Source organism: Bordetella genomosp. 4, assembly GCF_002261185.1.
In the GTDB taxonomy this organism is placed as follows: Bacteria; Pseudomonadota; Gammaproteobacteria; order Burkholderiales; family Burkholderiaceae_B; genus Bordetella_A.
On record NZ_NEVQ01000023.1, the window covers coordinates 176,722 to 198,915 of the forward strand.

The window sequence follows — 22,194 nt, forward strand, 5'->3', positions numbered from 1 at the left end:
GCTGTGTGTCAGCGTAAAAAATTACAAATCAACGGCCGGAGCCGCCGGAATGGGGGCGGCTGCCGCGACCGGCTGGGCCGGCGGCGCCACCACGCCCATGGATACGATGTATTTCAGGGCCGCGTCCACGCTCATTTGCAGGTCAATGACATGGTCGCGGGGCATCATTAGAAAGAACCCCGACGTGGGATTCGGCGTCGTCGGAACATAGACACTGACGTGCTCGCCTGGCAGATGATTCGCCACCTCGCCACCAGGCACGCCCGTCAGGAACGCGATTGTCCAGGACCCCGCTCGCGGATACTGCACCAACACGGCCTGGCGAAACGCCTGGCCATTGGGCGCCAGCACCGTGTCGCTGACCTGCTTGACTGAATTGTAGATGGAACGCACGAGCGGGATGCGGCCCAACAGCGCTTCCCACTGTTCGAGCAGCGTGCGCCCCAGCAGATTGGCGGCGAATATCCCGGTCAGCAGCACCACCACAATGACCAGCGCAAACCGAAAACCGGGAATGTCAATACCGAACAGGGACTCCGACGACAAGAAGCTGGGCACGAAACCCTCGAGAGTCGCCACCAACAAACCCAGCACCCAGACGGTAATCGCCAGAGGCACCCAGATCAGCAACCCAGTGATGAAATACTTCTTGATGACGCGCATGCCCATCTGCCCCAGAGCGATCAGGAAGCTGCCGCAGATGCAGGGGGGGATGCGGCAGCGGCGGGCGCGGGGCTCGCGTCGCTCTTGGCAGGCGCAGCCGCCGTGGCCGTGCTGCCGGCGCCGGATGTACCGCTATCGGACTTGGCGGTGCCGCCGCTGGTGCCATTGTTACGGAAATCGGTTACGTACCAGCCCGAACCTTTGAGCTGAAAACCGGCCGCAGTCACCTGCTTGGCGTACGTAGACTGACCGCATTCGGGGCAAACCGACAGCGGCGCATCAGACATTTTCTGCAGGACGTCCTGGGCATGGCCGCAGGCGCTGCATTTGTAGGCATAGATAGGCATTGTTGGGATGTTCCAGGCACGCCGGCGCATCAAAAGCCGCCGTGTCGCCACCCGGGCAAGCAGGCGGCGGCCTGGCGGCGCCGGATCCAATACGGGAAAGTATTGAATTTTAGCGGTTTTTGCCGACGAAGCAGTGCCCTGCGGCCAACAGGCACTCCCGGGGCGTACTTGCCAGCCACAAGAGCCATCTCATAGAATGAAAATAATTCTCATCCACTGAATTGAGTTTCCATTCTCGTACCGCCCGCTTGCCGTGCCTGATGAGCGCATGTGGTGCCGGGAGTCGTGACGGCAACTAACAGAACCCTGCTGGAACCAACGTCTTGCGCGCCAACGAATCCTCGCTCCAACAGCGGGTTGCGACCCTGTACACCGACCATCACGGCTGGCTGCAGGCGTGGCTGCGCCGCAAGCTGGGCGACGCGCACCATGCCGCCGACATGGCCCACGATACCTTTGTGCGCATCATGGCGTCGCGCGATGTGCTGCTGGGCATCCAGGAACCCCGTGCCTATCTCGTCACGACGGCCCGGCGCCTGTTGGTGGACCGCTCCCGGCGGCAGCTCATCGAGCAGGCTTATGTGGCCGAACTGACGTCGCTGGCCCAGACGCTGCCCGGTTATCCATCGCCGGACGAGATCCTGATGGCCGTCCAGGCACTGGAACAAATCAGCACGGCGCTCGACACACTGCCGGCCAAGGTGCGCGAAGCCTTTTTGCGGCATTATCTGCAAGAACAGTCTCAGGCAGACATCGCCATCGCCCAGGGCGTTTCCAAACGCATGGTGCAAAAATATCTGGTGCAGGCGTTGCTGCACTGCCGGAGACATTGCCCTGCCATGGCCGCACAAGGCGCCTGACGGCATGGCCAAGCTCGAGACTGCCAGCCCTGCTCTGGGCCCATTGGCCGAACAAGCCGCTCATTGGATCGTACGGCTCACCGACGATGACCAGGCTGAGCGCGAACGTGCCCGACTCGAATTCGAGGCCTGGAAACGAGCGGATCCACGCCACGCGGCCGAAGCCGCCGCGATGGAATCGTTGATCGGCCGGCTGCAGGACCTACGCGCGCCTGCGGCGGGCGATAGCCGGCCGGCACGTGCAGCGCTCGACGCCGTACAGGCCTGCAACGACCGCCGGCGGCGCGCCAAGCGTCTGAGCGTCGCGGCGCTGCTCTTGCTCGCCCTATGTGCCCCCCTCGCACTGGTGCTGCACATCGCGCCGCCCACTTACTTGTTGGCCGATCTGAACACGTCTGCGGGCCAATGGAAAACCCATACTCTGTCCGACGGCACACGCATTACGCTCGACAGCGCCAGCGCCGTGAATTTCCACTATGACTCTCGCCGCCGCGCCATTGAACTCGTACAGGGCAACGTCCTGGTCAGCGTCGCCAAGGACGCGTCCCGGCCGTTCGTGGTCAGTACCGCGCACGGCTGCGTGCGTGCGCTGGGTACGCGTTTTGTGGTCGAACGTGACGATGACGTTACCGTACTCAGCATGATCGAATCCCGCACATCGGTCCAGACCGCCGCCCAATGCGAGAGCCAAGCCGGCGCCTCGGCCCAGATCCAGGCCGGACAACGCGTACGTATTACAGAGCACGCCGTGAGCGCCCCCGAAACCATCATCCCCGCGCAAGTCGAAGACGCCTGGCAACGTCATCAGCTCGTCGCGGCCGACCGGCCCCTCGCGGAGATACTGGACGAACTGGCGCGCCATCGGCGCGGCTTCATCTATTACGACCGTCCCCAGATCGAGGGCATTCGTGTCAGCGCAGTGCTGCCACTGGACGCGCCCGACCAAGCCATAAAACTGTTGCAAGCCAGCTTCCCGATCCTGCGCGTACGGACATTGACCGACTACCTGGTGCTGATCGATGCCCCTGCGCCGAGCCCGTGACACTCCATTGGAGGCGGCCCGGCAAAAAAAGCGCCCCCACGCTGCGCCTTCGGCTTGCTGCCCCCCAAGGGGGCGTTTTTGTCTTGGGGCGGCCCGGCAACAAAAAAAAGCGCCCCCACGCTGCGCCTTCGGCTTGCTGCCCCCCAAGGGGGCGTTTTTGTTTTGGGGCGGCCCGACAACAAAAATCTCTCCCTTTTGAGGTTCCACTTTCTGCGTTTCGTTCGTCATGTCTTGGACACCGAAAAATCTGCAACGCAAACAAGGAACTCGAACCATGTCCCGACCCGCCCAGCGCCGCAGCGCAGCGCGCCGTCACGCCTCATTGGCTCCCGCACATTTCGGCCTGATCGTACGCTTGGTCTTTTCCGGCCCTGTGGCGTTTGGGCTGGGCTTTGCCTTGCCCGCCTCTGCCCAGACCGCGGCAAGAACCGTGACGTACAACATCCCCGCAGGGCCGTTGGCTGACGCGTTGAACCAGTACGCGCAGCAAGCGGGCGTGTCGCTTGCGATGGACGCGCGCCAATTGCGAGGCCTGACATCGCCCGGCCTGCGTGGCAGCCATGGCATCGAAGCAGGCTTCAATCTGCTGCTGCGGGGCAGCGGCTACCTCGCCTACAAAACCGAATCCGGCTACGTGCTGCGCCCGGCGCCCGTCTCGTCGCAAAACGAGGTGGCCACACTGCCCGCCGTCACTGCCGTGGCCAGTGCGCCATCAACGCAAGGCTATGTCGCGGCACGTAGCGTCGCCGCCACCAAAACCGACACCTCGCTACTGGAAACACCGCAATCGGCCTCCGTCATCACCCGCGAAGAGTTGGATGACCGCAACGTGCAGACGTTGCTGGAGGCCGTCTCCTACACGCCCGGTGTACGTACCGAGCAAAGTGGCTTCGACCCGCGATTTGATGTCTTCACCTTGCGCGGCTTCGACGTCACCTACAACGGCATTTACCGAGACGGACTGCGCCTACCCGGCGCCAACATGTCGGTATTCAAAGTCGAACCCTATAGCGTGGAAAACGTCACCGTGCTGCGCGGTCCCAGCTCGGCGCTCTATGGACTAGGCTCCCCCGGCGGTTTGGTCGACATCACCTCAAAACGCCCGATCGACGAGCCATTCGGCGAAGTCCAGCTCATGACGGGCAACTACCAGCGCAAACAGGGCCAATTCGACATTGGCGGCCGCGCCGACGAAGACGGCCAGTGGCTATATCGACTGACCGGCGTCGTACGCGATGCCGGTTCGCCGAACACCGATGGTGGCGGCAACAACGACATCACCTCCATCGCCCCGGCATTCACATGGCAACCGAATGGCGACACCAAAGTCACCCTGTTGGGCGAATACCTGAAATCCAGAACGCCTGCTGCCTTGCCTTATTATGCGTGGGGCGGCGCCCGCTCGGACCTGCCTGGCGCCACCGGCGACTACAACCGCCAGGATCAGGAGCAATTCCGTGTCGGCTACCTGGCCGAACACCGCTTCAATGACACCTTTACCGTGCGGCAAAATCTGCGCTATGGCCAGGTCAATACCCACGTCCGCTACAACAGTCTCGGCGAAATCGATACCGAGGCCAATACCATCAGCCGCTCCACGGGCTATGTACACGACAAACTTAAATCGTTCGTGGTCGACAACCAATTGCAGGCCGACTTCAAAACAGGGGATGTCGAGCACAAGCTGCTCGTGGGACTGGATTATTCCTATCTCGGCCTGGACGGCGGCATCGGCTACGGCGCGGCCTCCGATCTCGATGCCTCGACGCTCGAGCCGCTGGGCCCCACGGAAGACCCACCGACCGACGCCTCGCGCTATCGCCAACGTCAACGTCAGACCGGCCTCTACCTGCAAGAACAGGCCAAATTCGACGGCTGGATCGTGACCCTCACCGGGCGTCATGACTGGAGCACCAGCATCGCGGACGATCTGATCGCCGATAGCCGGGAAAAAACCGTCGACCGCAAATTCACGGGCCGTGCCGGATTGACGCATGTTTTTGATAACGGCATCGCTCCCTATGTCAGCTACTCGACGTCGTTCGCGCCCACTAGCAGCGTCGACGCCAACGGCCAGACCTTTGACCCCACCACCGCGCGGCAGGTCGAAGCAGGCGTGAAGTACGCGCCGAGCAACATGAACAGCTATGTCGCCGCTTCGGTCTTCGAACTCAAACAGTCCAACGCGCTGGTCACGGATCCCAATAACCCTCTATTTCAAGTGCAGACAGGGAAGGTACGCAGCCGCGGCATCGAACTGGAGGGCATGCTCGACCTGGCCCAGGGACTGAAGGTCCACGGCGCCTATACGTACCTGATGGCCGTCAATATGTCCGGCTCACCGGACACCGACGGGCGCACGCTTTCCGGCACACCACGGCACACGTTCTCGCTCTGGACCGATTACACATTTCAGTCAGACACAGCACTGGCGGGCCTGGATGTCGGTTTCGGCCTGCGCTATGTCGGCACCAGTTGGGGCAACGCGACCAATACATTCCAGAACTCAGCGCATTTGCTGGCCGACGCCAAAATCGGCTATGACCTGGGACGCCTATCGCCATCGTTCAAGGGTTGGAGCGCGCAGGTCAATGCCTTGAATCTCTTTGACAGGGACTACACGACCTGCGACGCAGGCTATTGCTATGAAGGCGCTCCGCGCATGGTCACGGCCAGCCTGAAATATCGTTGGTAACGGGACGGGTAATCGCGGACCGGGACACTATCGCCCCAGCGGCAACAAGAACATCCCGGCCGCCACCAGTGTAGGCACCAGCGCAGACAAGAACAGCTTGCCCGCGGAGATTGCTTCGTCGGGAAAGAAGGGGCGCAAAATCGCATAACCTGCCGGGTTGGGCGCATTGGCAATCACCGTCAATCCGCCTCCGGTCACCGCGCCAGCCACCAGCATGTAGTGCCATGTCGGACTCGATCCTTCCACCAGCGAGCCCAGATAGGTCAACGCGGCGTTATCCGTGATCGCCGTCAACGCGGTTGCTCCCCAGAACAACACAGTGGGCTCCAAGCCGCCCAGCAAATCCTGCAGCCACCATTTTTGCAGGCCGCCCAACACCACCAGCCCCGCAAGGAAAAAGCCGACCATCAGCCCCTCGCGGATCAGCAAACGATCCTGATGGCGCCGATACGCATGGGAAAAACCGATGAACAGCATCATCAAACCCAAAAAGACGGCCGGATGGTGCGCTGTCATCACAATCCCCACCAGACATGCCAGGTGAATCAGAATGATCAACAGAGGCACAGGAGCGCGCCTGGGGGGTTCGTCTTCCGCAGCATTGACCCCATTGCCCGTTCCGATACTGTGATCGATCAAGGCGCTACGGCAGATCCAGGTCAGAATCCCGGCATTGATGAACACGGCAATCGCAGCACGCCAGCCGAAATGCGTCGCCATAAAGGCCGTATCCCATCCAAACGTGGAAGCCACCATCAAGACCGGTGGCGCAGCATAGGCCGTCAACACCCCGCCAATAGATACGTTGACGAACAGCACGCCGAGCGTCAGATATTTGAAACGCGTATGTCCCGATCGGCAGAAATAAGCATCACGCAACAGAATTGCCGCCAGTGTCATCGCCGCCGGCTCAGTGATGAACGAACCTCCCAGCGGCACCACCGACATCACAACGAAAAACGTCGCGACCTCGCGTTGCACCGGCAAACAACGCGCCAAGCCCCTCACAACCAAACCCACCAGTTCGAGGATCGGCCGACTCGCTGCCACCACCATGATCACAAATACAAAAAGCGGTTCAGTGAAGTTACGCGTATCTACATAACGGATGGCCGCCTCGCTGCCGCTGAGCAGCGCCATGCACACGATCAGCACAAAAGCCCAGACGCCGAATACGGCCTCCACCTCGGACAGCAAATGCCATACCCCCGCATGCGGGCCATTGCGATGCGCCAGGCGCGCAAAGATCGGTACGGAAAAGGTGTGGATAACCGCCACCGCAAACAAGATAGTGGCGACAAGCTCAATAGTATCTGGCATAGGAGAAACCCTGAAACATAGCAGTGCACCCCCACATCGATCGCGGCGTGCAGGAAAACTCAGGGACTATAACTCAGCGATTTGTGCGGCATGCGCCCATGGACTAAGCATTTGCCCTAGCCACGCGCATCGCGTCCAGACGATAGGCCTATGCCCCTCTGAACAGAGGGGTTGTCTCACACCGGATCAGTCGTGCAGGCAGATCACGCGCCAGCTTTCGCACTGGCATGAAGAAAATGCGCGCCTCTCTCGGCGATCATGACCGTGGGCGAATTGGTATTGCCCGACGTGATTGTCGGCATCACCGACGCATCGATGACACGCAAGCCTTGCAAGCCATGTACACGCAACTCAGGGTCCACCACCGCCAAGGGATCCACACCCATTTTGCATGTCCCTACCGGATGAAAAATCGTGGTGCCGATGTCGCCGGCTGCGCGCGCCAGATCCTCATCGGTCTGCAAGGCGTTTCCTGGTTTGTATTCCTCTGGGGCGTAACATGCCAGCGCCTGCTGCGACACAATACGGCGGGTGAGTCGAATACTATCGGCCGCCACTCGCCGGTCGGCCTCGGTCGATAAATAATTGCACAGGATCTCAGGCGCATCATCTGCTTGCGGGCTCGTGACCCGCACATGGCCACGGCTGGTGGGCCGCAGATTGCAGACCGAAGCCGTAAATGCCGGAAAAGCATGCAAAGGCTCGCCGAATTTTTCGAGCGACAAGGGCTGCACGTGGTACTGCACATTCGCGCGCTCTTGTTCAGGACCGGATCGCGCGAATGCGCCCAACTGCGATGGCGCCATGCTGAGCGGCCCGCGCCGTCCAAAGGCATACTGCGCCCCCATCAGCGCCTTGCCCCATAACGAGCCCACCATGGCATTCAAGGTCTTGGCGCCAGTGACGCGGTAGATCATGCGCAATTGCAAATGGTCTTGCAGGTTTTCGCCTACCCCCGGCAGATCGTGCAGCACCGGTATGCCACGTGCCTGCAACCATGCCGCCGGCCCGACACCGGACACCTGCAGCAATTGCGGCGATCCGATCGCACCTGCGGCCAGGATGACCTCGGCCCGCGCGCGAGCGATTTGTTCGCTGCCGTCGCCCAGACGAAACGTCACACCCTCGGCGCGTCGATTCTGGAACACGATGCGCGACACGCGCGCGCCCGTCATGACATGCAAATTGGATCGGCTCGCCGCCGGTTTGAGAAAAGCCCTCGCTGCACTCCAGCGCATACCGCGGCGCTGATTGACCTCGAAATAGTCGCATCCCTCGTTATCGCCCCGGTTGAAATCGGACACGGACGCGATCCCGGCCTGAGCCGCCGCGGCACGAAACGCATCGAGCAGATCCCACGACAAGCGCTGACGCTCGACACGCCATTCACCCCCCGCACCGTGAAAGTCTGACGCCCCGGCATGATGGTCTTCGGTGCGCATGAAAAACGGCAGCACCTCATCCCATCCCCATCCTGTATTGCCCAACGCCGCCCAACCGTCATAGTCTGCGCGCTGGCCGCGCATATAAATCATGCCGTTGATTGACGAACTGCCGCCCAACACGCGGCCACGCGGATAGCCCAGGCTGCGCCCGTTCAGGCCCGGATCGGGATGCGTGCGATAGCACCAATCGGTGCGCGGATTTCCGATGCAATACAGATAACCGACCGGAATATGAATCCAATGCCAGTTATCGCGGCCACCGGCTTCCAGCAACAACACGCGCTTGCCTGGATCCGACGACAAACGATTGGCCAGCAGACATCCTGCCGACCCTGCGCCCACCACGATGTAATCAAACACCAGATCGGTACTGCCCGTCTCGGCCACCATGGGTTTTGTCTCCGTTATCTTGTTCGGGTTTCCTTCAGTATGCCAGCACAGCGGATCTTATGCTGCCTGCGATGCCGGAAAATCGGCGGCCTCGGCCTCGCTTTTCGCGCGCATCAACAGACTGTGCAACATCTCGGTCGACAAGCCGTGCAGCACCAACCGATAGCCAGCACGCAAGGTCGACAACGGCACCAAGGGATGTTTGTTGTTCACCAGAATCAAATGCTGCGGCGCGCCCAGGATCTGCGCAGCATAGATCCCGACCGTTTCGTCCAATTGCAACGAATTCGCCGCTCGCCAGAAATCATTGTCGGTCAACATCAATTGATATAGCGGCGTGAACAACTCGATCGCGCTTTGCAGATCCAGAAAATTCCGTTTGCGTTGCGGCATGTCTTGCAGCCGCAAACCGGGATCGCGGATCATCGAAAAATCCACTTTCTCGGGCGCATGCATTTCCACACCCGCCTCGCGCAGTGCGCCATTCAAGCGGATCACAAAGTTGAACAGGTTCAGATCGTGTTTGACGAAAAGTTCGTCCTTCAGATCCGCAATACACATGGGCTCCAGCGGCGTGGTCGACACCTGCACCGGCGCATTGCGTGAGATGAACGACAAGACCTGCGCCCCCAGATGAAAATGCCGCAGGATCAGCCAATTGGCCTCGGGCGACACAAAGTGTTCCAGCCCCCACGCCAAGATCCGGTGCAGCAGTTTCGAATGTGACCACTTGCGCGGCAGGAACGTCTTGACGACTTGGATCAAGATGATGAACGCACGCGCCAAGGGCCGCAAAAAAGGCAACAAATACTGGCGCGATCCACAACTGGAATCCGCCAGCCATGCCTCTTTCACAGCATCGGGCAAAGGCGTGCTGCGATCCAGATAGAGCGCCAACCACGGACTTGGATCCGCCGGATCGTGTTCGCGCGTCAAAAACTCAGGGGTGCGGGAACTCATGATTATTCGGCCTCCATCACGTGATGGAATTGCATCAGATAGAGCGCCGCTGTGCGGCGCGCCGTATCCACGATATGGCGCTCGGCCCGGCCGCGATCATCAGCGTCCAGCGCCAACTCCACCGCCATCAGCCAACGCGCCAGATGGTTCTCGTCATTGTGCCCGTGATATTCCAGGAAGCGGAATCGATCCGGGGGCAAATCCAGGCTCGCCTTCAAGAGCGGCAATAACGCCGGCACAATGCGTTGGCCTGTGCCTTCAATGATGTAGATCGCGCCCAGCAGTCCAATTGGATCCTTCGTCGCTGCCAAGGCATGCAGATAGGCGTTCAAGGCCTCGCCGCCGGGATTGCGGCGCAACGCATCGATGTCGGCGATTGTGCCGCCCGCGTTTCGATAATCCTGGAACAGAATCTGGAAATCGTTCTGTTCCTCGCCTGCATGTACGCCAATCAACTCCGCCAGGGTCTGATACGTATCAGTGAGCGATGCCGCCCCCTCGCGCATCCACTTGCTGCCTTCGCGCACCTGAGGGATCCACTGCTCCATCCAGTTCAAATAATCTGCCGTGACGAAACGGCGCTCGCGCAAACGCCGCACGACAGGCGTACGCCAGACGCGGGAACGGTAGTCGTGCCAGATCGAAGCCAACTCCGTCAATAGCGGCCCCAGCCCCTGTGGGGCTTGCTCGGGATCGTGCGGCGGCGCAATCGTATCGGCATCATCGCTATGCACCGATGCACTCACGGGCGCCCCCGGCCGTACCGTCGCGGCAGCCTGACCCGTGGTGGACGACGAGACCGACAACGGCGCATCGACAGCCTCGGCCTCGAACAACATATATGCCGTCATGAACCGCCCAGACTCCGGGATGTAGCAAAAGACTTGCTGTCCGGGCGTGAGGGTATGCGTTTCAAGGAACTCCGCCAGCATGATCAGAATCGATGCCGCACCGGTGTTCCCACGCCAGGCCAGGTTGCTGAACCATCGCTCGCGAGGAATCTCCAGCCCCGCTTTTTCCATGAGATCGGCCACGACCGGAATGAATTTCTCTGACGAGTAGTGACACAGGAAATGGTCCACCCGTTCAGGATTCACCCAGCCGTCACGCACCAGGCTCACATATTCATGAATGCCTATATCGAACAGATGCGGCAACAGGCGAATATCCTGACGCAGCGACAATGCGCCAGCTGCCTCGGCGTCGGTCCACGACGCGTAGTCCAAATGCCCCTGGCCGCCCTCGGCAGGCAAGCCCAGCTGCATGCATACCGGATAGTCGCCGGAAAACGCGCGTTGATGGATCCACTTCAGTCGCAATCGCACCCCCGACGACGCTCCCGGCAATGCGGCGCCGCTATTGCCCAGCAGCAATGCGCCCGCCCCATCCGACAACATCCAGCGCAGAAAATGCGAATCAAAGTCTGCGTCATAACCTCGCGCAGCAAAGCGCGAGCGCTTGAACAACCTCGAGGGCATCTCGCTGGCGACCGCTAACGCGCGATGATGCGCGCCCAGCTCAATCCCCTGTGCTGCCGCCTGGATCGCCGACACCCCCGCCGCGCAAATGCCATGCACGGACAAGGTCTCCATCGGCGGTGCAGCCAACTCGCCTTGGATCATATTGGCAAAGCCCGGCATCAAGGCATCGCCGCCCGAGGAACCGCAGGTCAGCAACGACACCTCGTTCAGCGTACGATCCTGCCGGCGCAGACAATCACCGATAGCCTGCGCAGCTTGCGCAGCATTCGTCCAGCGCGTATTGCCCGTCTCGTCGATCGAGTAATACCGCTGCTTGATGCCATTTTCAGCCAGAATGCGCTGCTTGATACGGCCCGATATGCGGTTCAGCGGCGCAATGTAGCGATCCATATCCTCATTGTTCACGGGCTCGCCCGGCATGAAATAGCCGGCGCTTTCCAGATACACGCGGTCAAAGGCAACAGGCATGAGAAGGAACGCTCCTACTTAAGTAATATGTTCCGGCCGCATCAATGAGCGACTACGGCAGCGCGGCCAGATCAGCGCCAACACAAATACCCGCAACATGTACGGGACCAGGCCGCGTTCGATCAGCATGGGATCGACGCGATGGCGATAATGTTGAACATGCAGACGCGTCAGGTCGGACCAATGCGCGCGGCCATGTTCGTGATGCGCGGTATGCAATCCGATGTTGAACAGCAAGGGATTGACCCAGCCTTCAAAATTGCGCGCATAGCTCAACCGCACACGACGCTCAGGCCCACCATCAGTGTGGGCATGCTGCAAGTAATTCGTCGCCAGCAACCAATGCAAGCCATGCAGCTGCGGCACAATCACGAACACCAAAGCCTTGGACGGATTTACTGCCAACAGCCCGCCCCATAAACTCAGCCACGCGGCATACTGCCAAAGACAATAGCGCAGCGCCCCTGGCCAGTATCGGCGCAACCGCGCCAACCAGCGCCAGAACAGGGGATACAAGCTCCACACCGCCTGAAACGGGTGCAGTAAATACCCCGCGAGGTGATTCGTATCGCCCCCATAGCGATAGGTCCGCGCCACATCACGCGGCCCATGTTGATAGCGATGATGATTGCCCGCATGAGCAGGAAAAAACACAAACGTGGGATGGCCCTGCAATAAGGTCAGCGCCATATCCGTCGCCCGGTTCGCGCCACGATGACGCCACATGCGCAAGTGCGTGTGGTTGTGATGCACGACGCCGATGCCCAATGTCAAAAACAACATCAACCCATACAGCAGCCAATTCAGTCCGTAGATCCACTGCCACGCCATCAATGCCGGCAAAGCGGCCATATAAGCCAGGCTTTGCACGTCACGCCAATGACGCAGCATGGGCAGCCGGCGCGACCCTCTCATGCGTGCCATGGCGCTAGCCCCGAGGCTCAATCGCGCCTCGCCGGCTGGCCGCGGCCAACTGTGCCGACGCCGCATCTGCCGTTAACCGCGTACGGAATAAACGGTCCATGAACGTGAACTGGAAACCATAGTTGCCGTTGTAGCAAGCGTGGTGCAGATGATGCCGGCGGCTGGCGGCAAACCAGTGCGCGTACGACACGCGCGGAAAAAAATCGTAGTTGGCATGCCCCACGCAGTTGAAAAACAGGCTGAACAGCGGCACCGAAAACAGCGACCAGAAGCTGAAATCATGCAGCACCATGGGCAACAGGATCACATTACCCAACATCAGCGCCTCGATGGGATGAAAGCTGTAGGTCGAAAACGGCGTCGTCACCACCGAACGATGGTGCGGCAGATGAAAGCGGCGCAACCACCGCGTGTGCAGCAGGCGATGGTTGATCCAGAAATGCACGTCGTTCCACGCCACCAATACCAGGATCTCTACAACGATCTGCATGGCGCTCGCATTGGGATTGAGATGCGCCCACCCGAGCTGCAAAAAGCCCCAGGGAAAGATCATGCCCAGCCCAAAGATCAGGATGGACACCCCTGACTGCGTCAACTCACGACGCAGTTGGCCGGGGGCCAAAGGACGCGGGTCCAACGGCCCGCCAATCCCCAACGCCGGCAAGACATAGCGGGTCAGCAGCCAGGTCGCCGTGCCGAACAACAGATAGATACCGCCGAAAAACAGCAGGCCCGCCATCATGACCTGCCACGCCGACAGTGACTCAAAAATATGCGCCATGGAACTCCATAGCTCACTGCGGAGCTATTCAGGATGGCCGCATCATAGCAATATGGCAGGAATATGTACGCGTTGGCGTCGCCCGCCGTTCGGAGGATGCTGCCAAGCAGTATGCGGCATCCTCTGAACGGCGGCGCCGGCTGCCCACGCATCAAGCCGCGATGCCCAGCCGGCCCGCAATCGGAAACGCCTGATTCAACCCGATAACCACCGCTTCCAACTCTGCTGCCAGGGCAGCACTGGCGTTGGGCATCGGGGCGCGCAGCGCGTCGGAAAGCAGCCCCTGCCGGGCTAAGAGCGCCTTGAGCGGACCCGGATTCGGCTCGGCAAACACCAGGCGAATCGCGGGAGCCAAGGCATGGAACAGCCCGCGCGCCACTTCCAATTGTTGCGTCTGTACCGCGCGATGCATTGCCACGAACAGATCCGGCCGTATATGTGCGGCAGCCGCAATCATGCCGCTGCCGCCCAGACACATGGTGGACAATGCCTGCAGATCCTCGCCCGCCATCACCTGCATGCCGCCATCGGCGATCAAGGCCACCGTCTTATCCAGCGAACCGCCACAATCCTTGATCGCGGCGATGTTGTCGTGCCTGGCCAGTTCCAGCAACGTCTCGGTCTCCAGGATCGCCCCCGTGCGGTAAGGAATGTCGTAAAGCACCAGCGGCACACGCGAGGCGTCGGCCAGCGCGCGAAAGTACGCCAGCGCACCCCGTTGCCCCGGGCGCACGTAGTAGGGCGCAGGCGTCAACACCCCCGCCAGCGGCCGCGTTCCGAATGCCGCCAGGCGCTGCATCACATGCCCTTGATGGTTCCCCGCCAGCCCCATGACCACTGGCAGGCCCTGCGCTTCGTCGAGCACGGTATCGAGCACGGCCAATTGTTCCGCATCATCTAGCGCCGCGGCCTCGCCTGTACTGCCGCAAACCACCAGCCCATCCACACCTGCGGACACGTAGTGACGGACCAGGCGCCGCAACGCGCCGCCGTCCACGGTGTCAGTGAAAACATGCCCGCCCCGCCGAGTCTTTGACTGGCGGCCCACCTCGCCGCTGAACGGCGTCACCAAAGGAATCCAGACACCCTGGAAAATCGAAGTAGAAGCAGAACTCGACATAAAGCACTCCTGATGCAATGCGGACCGTCAAAGGAACCGTGCAGAAGTGCTAAGGATGCTGGGGGAAAATCGCCGCGGGTCATGCCGCCGGGTTTGCCGCTGTTCCGTCGCCCATCTGACGGAACAGCATGCTCCGGTCAGATGAGCGGCTGTTTTTTGGATTTCAGGCCGACGCACGTCAGCCCCACGCAGCTAGCGCGGAGAGCAACAACGGAGCGGATGGCCGGAAACATTGGAAAAATAACGCGTACGCGAAGTGGGCGTAGAAGAAACCGAAATCTACCGGGCCGCGGCAAAGCTGTCAATTCGCGGCGACGTTTCAAGGAGCCGCCGATTTTCTGAGCCACAGATACGAAAGCGTCCTGACACGCCGCCTAGGAAGACCTCAGCGCTGCCCGAGACTTTCCAGGAATACGGCACACAACGCCTCCATCCCTTGACGATCCTCGTCGTCGAAACGGCCGGGTTCGGGGCTGTCCACATCCCAGACGCCCAACAATTCGCCGTTGAGCACCAGCGGTACCACGACTTCGGAACGCGATGCCGCGTCGCAAGCAATATGCCCCGGAAACGCATGCACATCCGCCACGACCTGCGTCTGCCGCTGGCTTGCCGCTGCGCCGCACACGCCGCGATTCAGCGCAATGCGCACGCAGGCCGGTTTGCCCTGAAAAGGCCCCAGCACGAGCTCTTGGCCGTTATAGAAATAGAAACCCGCCCAATTAATCGTAGGCAGCGCCTGATACGCCAACGCCGCAAAATTGGCGGCATTCGCAATACGGTCCGTTTCGCTGGTCAACAACGCGCGGGCCTGGGCGGCCAGTTCAGCGTAAAAACGCGGTTTGTTATCGGTAGGCAGGTCAGTGGCGGTAAACATGGAAATGTAACTGTACAGGCAACTTTCGAACCAAGTGATTTTAGGCCCAGCCGCCCCGTGTGACGGCGGCCCCACGTCGTTGTGGGACAATATTTGTTCATTTTTCCGTTCTTTCTCCAAAGTTTCCCATGGATCAGCCTCTCGAACCCGTGTGCGTGTTTTCCCAACGCGCCCAACAGCTCACCAGCTCCGCCATCCGCGAAATCCTCAAAGTCACCGAACGTCCCGAGGTGATTTCCTTTGCCGGTGGCCTGCCGGCCCCCAGCGGATTCCCGGTAGAAGTGGTACGAGCGGCGTTCGACAAGGTATTGGCCGACAACGGCCGCGCAGCCCTGCAATATGGTCCCACCGAGGGCTATGCCCCGCTGCGCAAATGGGTAGCCGAGGATCTGAACCGCGCCGGCGCAAAGGTCACGCCCGATCAGATCCTGATCGTCTCCGGCTCGCAACAAGCCCTGGATCTGCTGGGCAAAGTCCTGATCGACGAGGGCAGCAAAGTCCTGGTCGAAGACCCCAGCTACTTGGGCGCCCTGCAATCGTTCAGCCTGTACCAGCCCAAGTTCGTCCCCGTCGCCACCGACGAGGGCGGCCTGATCCCCGAGGCCATCACGCCCGAGCTGGCCGCCGGCGCCCGTTTTCTGTACGCCCTGCCTAATTTCCAGAATCCCACTGGCCGCACACTGACGCTGGAACGCCGCAAGGCCCTGGTCCAGCGCGCTGCCCAACTGGGCCTGCCCATCGTCGAAGACGATCCCTACGGCGAATTGCGCTACGCCGGCGAACCGCAGCCGGGGCTGCTGGCCCTGGCCAGCGAATACGGCGCCAACGTCATCCGCCTGGGCACATTCTCGAAAGTCCTGGCGCCGGGTCTGCGCTTGGGTTACATCGCTGCCCATCGCAGCATCATCGACAAGCTGGTTCAGGCCAAACAAGCTACCGACCTGCACACGCCGACGCTGACCCAGATGGCTGTCTACGAGGCGGTAAAAGATGGCTTCCTCGAAGAACACCTGCCGACCGTACGCGAAATCTATCGGGTACAAGGCCGCTGTATGCTCGATGCCCTGGCGCAGGAACTCCCCGACACCGTCAAGTGGACAGTCCCCGAAGGCGGCATGTTCCTGTGGGTCACGTTGCCGGAACACATCGACAGCACCAAGCTGCTGGCCCAGGCCATCGAGCACAACGTGGCCTTTGTGCCTGGCAAGCCGTTCTATGCGGGCAAGCCCCAGACCAACACCTTGCGCCTGAGCTTTGTCACCGTCCCCGAGGACAAGATTCGCTCCGGCATTGCCATTCTGGGCAAGTTGATCAAACAATACGTCTGATTCCTTACGTTGGGCGGCGCATTCCACGGCGCCGCCTGGTCCCAGCACACGCCTATCCATCGAGTTGTCATTATGGTGAGCGCGCAGCAAACCCCCTCTCCCGATCTGAACGACATTGTCTTTACTGACTGGGTCGAACGTTGGCTACCGAAATCGTGGCGTCCCTACGCCCGTCTATGCCGCCTGGATCGTCCTATTGGCACGTGGCTGACGCTCTTGCCATGTATCGCGGCGCTGATCCAGGCCGCCGGCGGCCTGCCGGACCTGGTGCGTCTGATCGTGTTTTCGCTCGGCGCATTGCTGATGCGCGGCATCGGCTGCACGGTCAATGACATGTGCGACCGCGATATCGACAAGCATGTCGAACGCACCCGGTTTCGCCCGCTGACCAGCGGCCAACTCAGCATGCGCCAGGCCGTATGGTTCCTGTTGGGCCAATTGCTGGTCTGCGCATCATTGCTGTTTTTCATTAACGAGATGAGCCGTTGGCTGGCTATCGCCGTCCTGCCGTTCGTGTTCATCTACCCATTGTGCAAGCGCGTCACGTACTGGCCGCAGGTGGTATTGGGTATCTGCTTTAACTGGGGCATGCTGATGGCGTGGTCCGATACGCAAAACACCGTACCGTTGGGCGCCATTGCCATGTGGCTGGGTGCGGTGTTGTGGCAAGTCGGCTATGACAGTATTTATGCCTACATCGACGTGCGCGACGATCAGCAGCTCGGCCTGCGTTCGACGGCCCTGCGATTCGGTGCCCGCGGCAAACAATGGATCGGCGGGTTTTATATCGCGACGATCGCCCTATGGGCATGGGGCGGCTACGATATCGGCATGAGCTGGGCTTATCAAGCCGGCATCTTTGCCGTCGCGGTGCACTTGGCCTGGCAACTGTATATTTTTGACCTGCAACGGCCTGCACGCAGCTTGATGCTGTTCCGTGCGAACCTCTGGACTGGCGTGCTGCTGATCGCGGCAGCGTTGGCCGGTACACTCATCTGACGCCCGGGCAACGGGCATGCAACCAGGAGCCACCATGTCCGTTCTACCCCGTCTTTCCTACTGGGTTGCCAGTACTGTCCTGATCGCCCCCGCGCTCTGCGCCCAGGCCGCCCCCGCGGCCGCCATCCAGGACTGCAGCGCCCTGCGCAGTTGCGCGGCCAAGTTCTGCCACATCGAAAACGACATCGCTGCCGCACAAGCCAACGGCAATACCCATCGCGAGGCGGGCCTGCGCCGCGCGCTATCCGAGGCGCGCGGATCCTGCACGGACGAGTCGCTACGCAAAGATCGCCTGCAGGCCATCGACGAACGCAAAGAGGAAGTCCAGGAACGCGAAGAAGAGCTGGCCGAGGCCCGCGCCAAAGGCAAGCAAGACAAGATCAACAAGGCTCAACGCAAACTCGAAGAAGCCCAGGCCGATCTGAAAGACGCGGAAGACGAGCTGCAGCGCTAGCCGCTCAGGCGGGATCCCTGCCCGCACACATCGGCGATAGATATCCGATAGACGAGCCTGGCTCGTCTATTCCATTTATCATCTAAATCGCACGGTTTTCACAAAACCGTCACCAATTATCCGTATTTTTGGAAAAATATTTTCAGGAAACTAGGGTTTATCCCAGGTCTCAACAGGCACACAATGTCTTCAACGGGCAACAATCACACCCCTAAAAATTCAACTGCCGGGTGGGATGGTCCCAAGACAATGAACTGGAGATCGTCATGAAAACCCTTGCTACTGCCATCCTGTTATCCCTGGGTGTCGCCACCGGCGCCCAAGCCGCTGATACCAACACACAACCCCTGACCCGCGCCCAAGTCCAGGCCGAACTGGCCGAGGCCAAGGCCACCGGCCAATACAGCTTTGGTGATCTGGACTATCCGCCCACCGTCGCCGCCCAAGGCCCCAGCCTCAGCCGCGCTGAAGTCCAAGCTCAATTGGCCCAAGCCAAGGCTGCCGGCCTCGTGACCTACGGCGAAGAAGATTACCCCGCCACCGTGGCCGACCATGGCAGCCACCTGACCCGCGCTCAAGTACAAGCCGAACTGGCCGAAGCCAAAGCTTCGGGCAACTACTCGTTCGGCGACCTGGACTATCCGCCGTCCAATAGCTGATTGTCCCGATCGGGGGTCCCCCCTCCTCCCCCGGCACACTGGCCTCCTTCGGGAGGCCTTTGTGCGTCTGGGACTACGCCCAGCCCTCCAAGCGTAGCGTCGCCCGTACCAGGCGCTGTTCTTCCTGCTCAATCTCGCCCAAGCTTTGCCGCACGCTGTTGACATGATCCGTGGCAGCTTGATGGGCCTGATCCGGCAGACGCGCCGTCACCGCCTCGAACACGGCCGTGTGCTGGCGATCGATCTGCTGCTTGTGCGGCTGGCGATGGTACAGATTATTCACGCAGGCAAACACCGATCCCAGCATCAGATCCGTCAGCGACTGCAATGTGTGCGTCAGCACTGGGTTATGCGAGGCCTCGCACACGGCCAAATGAAAAGTGTGGTCCAGATGGGCGTGCGTCGCAATATCGGTGTCCTGCTCATGCGCGTCCATCATGGCCTGATACCGCCGGCGGATCATGATGAAGTCCGCCTCGGTTCCTCGAATCGCCGCCAGGCGTGCAGATTCGCCCTCGAGCAGGGCGCGCACCTCCAGCAAGTCATACAGCGTGCGCGGCTGGGAATGGAACAAATGCACCAGCGGCCCCGCATCCACCTGTGAAATCGGAGCGACGAATGAGCCCTTGCCTTGTTCGGTGTGAATGATGCCGCGTGCGCGCAAGAGTTTCAGCCCCTCGCGCAGGGCGGTGCGAGAGGCGCCGAGCTTTTCCGTCAGGCGGCGCTCGGACGGCAAGGCCTGCCCGGCTTTGAGCACGCCATCCATGATCAGGCGTTCAATACGTTCGGCCACCACGTCGGCGACCTGGCGTCCTGCTGTCGCAGTTTCTGTTTCCATACGGAGCTCACTGGTATGACCGGGTAATCCTCTCGCATGCCGCATGCATGCGAGATCCGGTCAAGTAATTGAAATAGAAACATAAAAAAGCCCTCCCCCGCAAATTCACGCCAAATAAACTGGTATGACCAGCGGGTTCAAAGGTAGACATCGTGCCCGCATGCCCCGATCATGTAGGTTCACCGCGCTGGTTGCGCCCGCCCCTGATTTTTTGCGAGCAAAAGCATGACTGAACGTATTGAGCAAGATGGCCTGCAAGTGGCGGCCGTGCTTCACCAATTCATCCAAAACGAGGCCCTGCCCGCCAGCGGCATCGCCCCTCAAGATTTCTGGCGCGGTTTTGCCGCCATCGTGCGTGACCTCGCGCCGCGCAATCGCGCGCTGCTGGCCGACCGTGACCGCCTGCAAAGTGAGCTGGACACCTGGCATCGCGCCAACCCGGGCCCGGTACGCGACCTCGCCGCTTACCGCGCGTTTCTCACAAAAATCGGCTATCTGCTCCCCATCCCCGACGCCGTGCAGGTCACCACACCCGATGTCGATGCCGAAATCGCCGAGCAAGCCGGCCCGCAGTTGGTCGTGCCCATGTCCAATGCACGCTACGCCCTGAACGCCGCGAATGCGCGCTGGGGCAGCCTGTACGACGCTCTGTATGGCACGGACGCCATTCCCCCAACGCCCGGCGACACTGGCCGCGGCTATTTCCCGCAACGCGGCGAGGCCGTCATTGCCCGCGCGCGCGCCGTACTGGATCAAGCCGCGCCCCTGGCGCAAGGCTCGCACACGGACGCCACATCCTATACCGTCGACAACGGCCAGTTGGTCGTCACAACCAAACAAGGCAGCACCGGCCTGAAAGACGCCGCGCAGTTCGTAGGCTATGTCGGCGAGCCCCAGGCTCCGCAGTCCATCCTGCTCAAACATCACGGCCTGCACATCGAAATCCAGATCGATCGCTCGCATACCATTGGTGCCACGGACGCCGCCGGCGTCAAAGACGTCGTAGTCGAAGCCGCGTTGACCACCATCATGGACTGCGAAGATTCCGTCGCCGCCGTCGACGCGGACGACAAAGTGCAGATCTACCGCAACTGGCTCGGCCTCATGAAGGGCGACCTGACCGAGGAAGTCACCAAAAACGGCCAGACCTTCACGCGCCGCATGAATCCCGACCGCGAATACCGCACGCCCGACGGCAAGAGCACACTGACCTTGCACGGCCGTTCCCTGCTGTTCGTGCGTAACGTCGGCCACTTGATGACCAACCCGGCGATTCTGGATGCCAGCGGCAACGAAATCCCCGAAGGCATTCTGGACGCCGTGCTTACGACCTTGACGGCCCTGCCCGACCGAGCCAACAAGCGCAATTCGCGCAAGGGCTCGATCTACATCGTCAAACCCAAGATGCATGGTCCCATCGAGGCGGCCTTTGCCAATGAATTGTTCGATCGTGTCGAAAACCTGCTCGGCCTGCCGCGCCACACGATCAAGATGGGCATCATGGACGAAGAGCGTCGCACCAGCGTCAACCTCAAGGCCTGCATCCTGGCTGCAGCCGGCCGCGTTGCCTTCATCAACACGGGCTTCCTGGATCGCACGGGCGACGAAATGCACTCCACGATGGAGGCAGGTCCCATGATGCGCAAAGGCGACATGAAATCCAGCGCCTGGATCGCCGCCTATGAGCGCAGCAACGTCCTGGTCGGCCTGGATTGCGGCTTGCGTGGCCGCGCCCAGATCGGCAAAGGCATGTGGGCCATGCCTGACCTGATGGCCGCCATGCTGGAGCAAAAAATTGCACATCCCAAGGCCGGCGCCAACACCGCGTGGGTGCCCTCACCCACCGCAGCCACCTTGCATGCCTTGCATTATCACCAAGTCGACGTGTCTGCCGTGCAACAGCAACTGGAAAGCACCAAACTCGCCGACGTACAAGACGAGTTGCTCAATGGCTTGTTGACCGTTCCCGTCGGCAACCCGGCCGACTGGAGTCCTGATGACATCCGCCGTGAGCTGGAAAACAACGCCCAGGGCATCCTGGGCTACGTGGTGCGCTGGATCGACCAGGGCGTCGGGTGCTCGAAAGTCCCGGACATCAACAACGTCGGCCTGATGGAAGACCGCGCCACGCTGCGCATCTCCAGCCAGCACATCGCCAACTGGTTGCGTCATGGCATCACGACGCGCGAACAGGTGCAGGAAACCCTGGAACGCATGGCCAAAGTCGTCGATCAACAAAACGCCAACGACCCGTTATATCAACCGATGGCAGGCCACTTCGACACATCCGTTGCATTCCAGGCGGCCAGCGCCCTGGTGTTCGAGGGCCTGACGCAGCCCAACGGCTACACCGAACCGCTACTGCACCGTTATCGCCAGACGTATAAAGCGGCGCACTGATTCCGCGCATTTCGCGATGATCCTTCGACGGGCCCCGACAGGGCCCGTTTTTTTTTCGTCTATTCCGATTTTTATCGGCCGCCACGCTCAATCATTTCAATAATTAAAAGTAATTGCGAATTACTCGCATTTTCAATAAAAAG

The 22,194-nt window shown here is 60.8% G+C and carries 19 protein-coding genes; 8 read left to right on the plus strand and 11 right to left on the minus strand.

Translation table 11 applies throughout. From position 1 onward, the window contains the following. Nucleotides 1-21: 21 nt before the first annotated feature. Both CAL20_RS25300 and CAL20_RS25305 read right to left on the minus strand, forming a co-directional pair. On the minus strand, nucleotides 22-663 hold the full coding sequence (locus CAL20_RS25300; RefSeq protein ID WP_176456636.1) for a DUF502 domain-containing protein: 642 nt from the start codon (nucleotides 661-663) through the stop codon (nucleotides 22-24). Nucleotides 664-683: 20 nt separating this feature from the next. Further along, the gene (locus CAL20_RS25305) at nucleotides 684-1,010 is read right to left on the minus strand and encodes an FmdB family zinc ribbon protein (RefSeq protein ID WP_094839372.1); all 327 of its coding nucleotides are present in this window, start codon (nucleotides 1,008-1,010) and stop codon (nucleotides 684-686) included. 323 nt (nucleotides 1,011-1,333) lie between these two features. On the opposite strand from CAL20_RS25305, the gene CAL20_RS25310 reads away from it, so the two are divergent. The 3 genes from CAL20_RS25310 (at nucleotide 1,334) to CAL20_RS25320 (ending at nucleotide 5,607) form a co-directional block, all read left to right on the plus strand. Further along, nucleotides 1,334-1,870 (plus strand): sigma-70 family RNA polymerase sigma factor, encoded by a 537-nt coding sequence (locus CAL20_RS25310; RefSeq protein WP_094824128.1) that lies wholly within the window; start codon nucleotides 1,334-1,336, stop codon nucleotides 1,868-1,870. A gap of 4 nt (nucleotides 1,871-1,874) precedes the next feature. Next, entirely contained in the window at nucleotides 1,875-2,912 is a 1,038-nt protein-coding gene (locus CAL20_RS25315; protein WP_094824127.1) for a FecR family protein, read from the plus strand. Between the two features lie 274 nt (nucleotides 2,913-3,186). Next, on the plus strand, nucleotides 3,187-5,607 hold the full coding sequence (locus CAL20_RS25320; RefSeq protein WP_094824126.1) for a TonB-dependent siderophore receptor: 2,421 nt from the start codon (nucleotides 3,187-3,189) through the stop codon (nucleotides 5,605-5,607). 27 nt (nucleotides 5,608-5,634) lie between these two features. Here CAL20_RS25320 and CAL20_RS25325 read toward each other — a convergent pair whose 3' ends face one another. The 8 genes from CAL20_RS25325 to CAL20_RS25360 form a co-directional block, all read right to left on the minus strand. Next, a complete protein-coding gene (locus tag CAL20_RS25325) occupies nucleotides 5,635-6,927 on the minus strand; it encodes a putative Na+/H+ antiporter (protein ID WP_094839373.1) in 1,293 nt (430 codons plus the stop codon). A gap of 203 nt (nucleotides 6,928-7,130) precedes the next feature. Beyond that, nucleotides 7,131-8,762 (minus strand): GMC family oxidoreductase, encoded by a 1,632-nt coding sequence (locus CAL20_RS25330; protein ID WP_094824124.1) that lies wholly within the window; start codon nucleotides 8,760-8,762, stop codon nucleotides 7,131-7,133. Nucleotides 8,763-8,819: 57 nt separating this feature from the next. Beyond that, nucleotides 8,820-9,722, minus strand: a complete 903-nt coding sequence (locus CAL20_RS25335; RefSeq protein ID WP_094839374.1) for a DUF6999 family protein — start codon at nucleotides 9,720-9,722, stop codon at nucleotides 8,820-8,822. 2 nt (nucleotides 9,723-9,724) lie between these two features. Continuing rightward, complete coding sequence (locus tag CAL20_RS25340) at nucleotides 9,725-11,671, minus strand: StlD/DarB family beta-ketosynthase (protein ID WP_094839375.1); 1,947 nt, start codon at nucleotides 11,669-11,671, stop codon at nucleotides 9,725-9,727. A gap of 18 nt (nucleotides 11,672-11,689) precedes the next feature. Further along, on the minus strand, nucleotides 11,690-12,595 hold the full coding sequence (locus CAL20_RS25345; RefSeq protein ID WP_094839376.1) for a fatty acid desaturase: 906 nt from the start codon (nucleotides 12,593-12,595) through the stop codon (nucleotides 11,690-11,692). 4 nt (nucleotides 12,596-12,599) lie between these two features. Next, nucleotides 12,600-13,376, minus strand: a complete 777-nt coding sequence (locus CAL20_RS25350) for a sterol desaturase family protein (RefSeq protein ID WP_094839377.1) — start codon at nucleotides 13,374-13,376, stop codon at nucleotides 12,600-12,602. A gap of 151 nt (nucleotides 13,377-13,527) precedes the next feature. Beyond that, entirely contained in the window at nucleotides 13,528-14,496 is a 969-nt protein-coding gene (gene dapA, locus CAL20_RS25355; RefSeq protein ID WP_094839378.1) for a 4-hydroxy-tetrahydrodipicolinate synthase, read from the minus strand. A 385-nt stretch (nucleotides 14,497-14,881) separates the two neighbouring features. Next, nucleotides 14,882-15,373 carry a GAF domain-containing protein gene (locus tag CAL20_RS25360; RefSeq protein ID WP_094839379.1) on the minus strand — a complete coding sequence of 164 codons (492 nt, stop codon included), beginning with the start codon at nucleotides 15,371-15,373 and terminating at the stop codon, nucleotides 14,882-14,884. Between the two features lie 128 nt (nucleotides 15,374-15,501). On the opposite strand from CAL20_RS25360, the gene CAL20_RS25365 reads away from it, so the two are divergent. The 4 genes from CAL20_RS25365 (at nucleotide 15,502) to CAL20_RS25380 (ending at nucleotide 18,813) form a co-directional block, all read left to right on the plus strand. Next, complete coding sequence (locus CAL20_RS25365) at nucleotides 15,502-16,701, plus strand: aminotransferase-like domain-containing protein (protein ID WP_094839380.1); 1,200 nt, start codon at nucleotides 15,502-15,504, stop codon at nucleotides 16,699-16,701. A 75-nt stretch (nucleotides 16,702-16,776) separates the two neighbouring features. Further along, complete coding sequence (gene ubiA, locus CAL20_RS25370) at nucleotides 16,777-17,700, plus strand: 4-hydroxybenzoate octaprenyltransferase (RefSeq protein WP_094839395.1); 924 nt, start codon at nucleotides 16,777-16,779, stop codon at nucleotides 17,698-17,700. A gap of 34 nt (nucleotides 17,701-17,734) precedes the next feature. Continuing rightward, the gene (locus tag CAL20_RS25375; protein WP_094839381.1) at nucleotides 17,735-18,154 is read left to right on the plus strand and encodes a DUF1090 domain-containing protein; all 420 of its coding nucleotides are present in this window, start codon (nucleotides 17,735-17,737) and stop codon (nucleotides 18,152-18,154) included. Nucleotides 18,155-18,420: 266 nt separating this feature from the next. Continuing rightward, complete coding sequence (locus CAL20_RS25380) at nucleotides 18,421-18,813, plus strand: DUF4148 domain-containing protein (protein ID WP_094839382.1); 393 nt, start codon at nucleotides 18,421-18,423, stop codon at nucleotides 18,811-18,813. Nucleotides 18,814-18,886: 73 nt separating this feature from the next. Here CAL20_RS25380 and glcC read toward each other — a convergent pair whose 3' ends face one another. Next, a complete protein-coding gene (gene glcC, locus CAL20_RS25385) occupies nucleotides 18,887-19,651 on the minus strand; it encodes a transcriptional regulator GlcC (protein ID WP_094839383.1) in 765 nt (254 codons plus the stop codon). Between the two features lie 225 nt (nucleotides 19,652-19,876). On the opposite strand from glcC, the gene CAL20_RS25390 reads away from it, so the two are divergent. Continuing rightward, nucleotides 19,877-22,051: a malate synthase G gene (locus CAL20_RS25390; protein ID WP_094839384.1), complete on the plus strand. Its 2,175-nt coding sequence runs from the start codon at nucleotides 19,877-19,879 to the stop codon at nucleotides 22,049-22,051. The last annotated feature ends 143 nt before the right edge of the window (nucleotides 22,052-22,194 follow it).

Coding starts and splice junctions, on each gene's coding strand:
- CAL20_RS25330 (WP_094824124.1), bottom strand. CDS start 8,762: ATGGTGGCCGAGACGGGCAGTACCGATCTGGTGTTTGATTACATCGTG.
- dapA (WP_094839378.1), bottom strand. CDS start 14,496: ATGTCGAGTTCTGCTTCTACTTCGATTTTCCAGGGTGTCTGGATTCCT.
- CAL20_RS25320 (WP_094824126.1), top strand. CDS start 3,187: ATGTCCCGACCCGCCCAGCGCCGCAGCGCAGCGCGCCGTCACGCCTCA.
- CAL20_RS25300 (WP_176456636.1), bottom strand. CDS start 663: ATGCGCGTCATCAAGAAGTATTTCATCACTGGGTTGCTGATCTGGGTG.
- CAL20_RS25325 (WP_094839373.1), bottom strand. CDS start 6,927: ATGCCAGATACTATTGAGCTTGTCGCCACTATCTTGTTTGCGGTGGCG.
- CAL20_RS25390 (WP_094839384.1), top strand. CDS start 19,877: ATGACTGAACGTATTGAGCAAGATGGCCTGCAAGTGGCGGCCGTGCTT.
- glcC (WP_094839383.1), bottom strand. CDS start 19,651: ATGGAAACAGAAACTGCGACAGCAGGACGCCAGGTCGCCGACGTGGTG.
- CAL20_RS25365 (WP_094839380.1), top strand. CDS start 15,502: ATGGATCAGCCTCTCGAACCCGTGTGCGTGTTTTCCCAACGCGCCCAA.
- CAL20_RS25335 (WP_094839374.1), bottom strand. CDS start 9,722: ATGAGTTCCCGCACCCCTGAGTTTTTGACGCGCGAACACGATCCGGCG.
- CAL20_RS25345 (WP_094839376.1), bottom strand. CDS start 12,595: ATGGCACGCATGAGAGGGTCGCGCCGGCTGCCCATGCTGCGTCATTGG.
- CAL20_RS25375 (WP_094839381.1), top strand. CDS start 17,735: ATGTCCGTTCTACCCCGTCTTTCCTACTGGGTTGCCAGTACTGTCCTG.
- CAL20_RS25305 (WP_094839372.1), bottom strand. CDS start 1,010: ATGCCTATCTATGCCTACAAATGCAGCGCCTGCGGCCATGCCCAGGAC.
- CAL20_RS25360 (WP_094839379.1), bottom strand. CDS start 15,373: ATGTTTACCGCCACTGACCTGCCTACCGATAACAAACCGCGTTTTTAC.
- CAL20_RS25315 (WP_094824127.1), top strand. CDS start 1,875: ATGGCCAAGCTCGAGACTGCCAGCCCTGCTCTGGGCCCATTGGCCGAA.
- CAL20_RS25380 (WP_094839382.1), top strand. CDS start 18,421: ATGAAAACCCTTGCTACTGCCATCCTGTTATCCCTGGGTGTCGCCACC.
- CAL20_RS25340 (WP_094839375.1), bottom strand. CDS start 11,671: ATGCCTGTTGCCTTTGACCGCGTGTATCTGGAAAGCGCCGGCTATTTC.
- CAL20_RS25350 (WP_094839377.1), bottom strand. CDS start 13,376: ATGGCGCATATTTTTGAGTCACTGTCGGCGTGGCAGGTCATGATGGCG.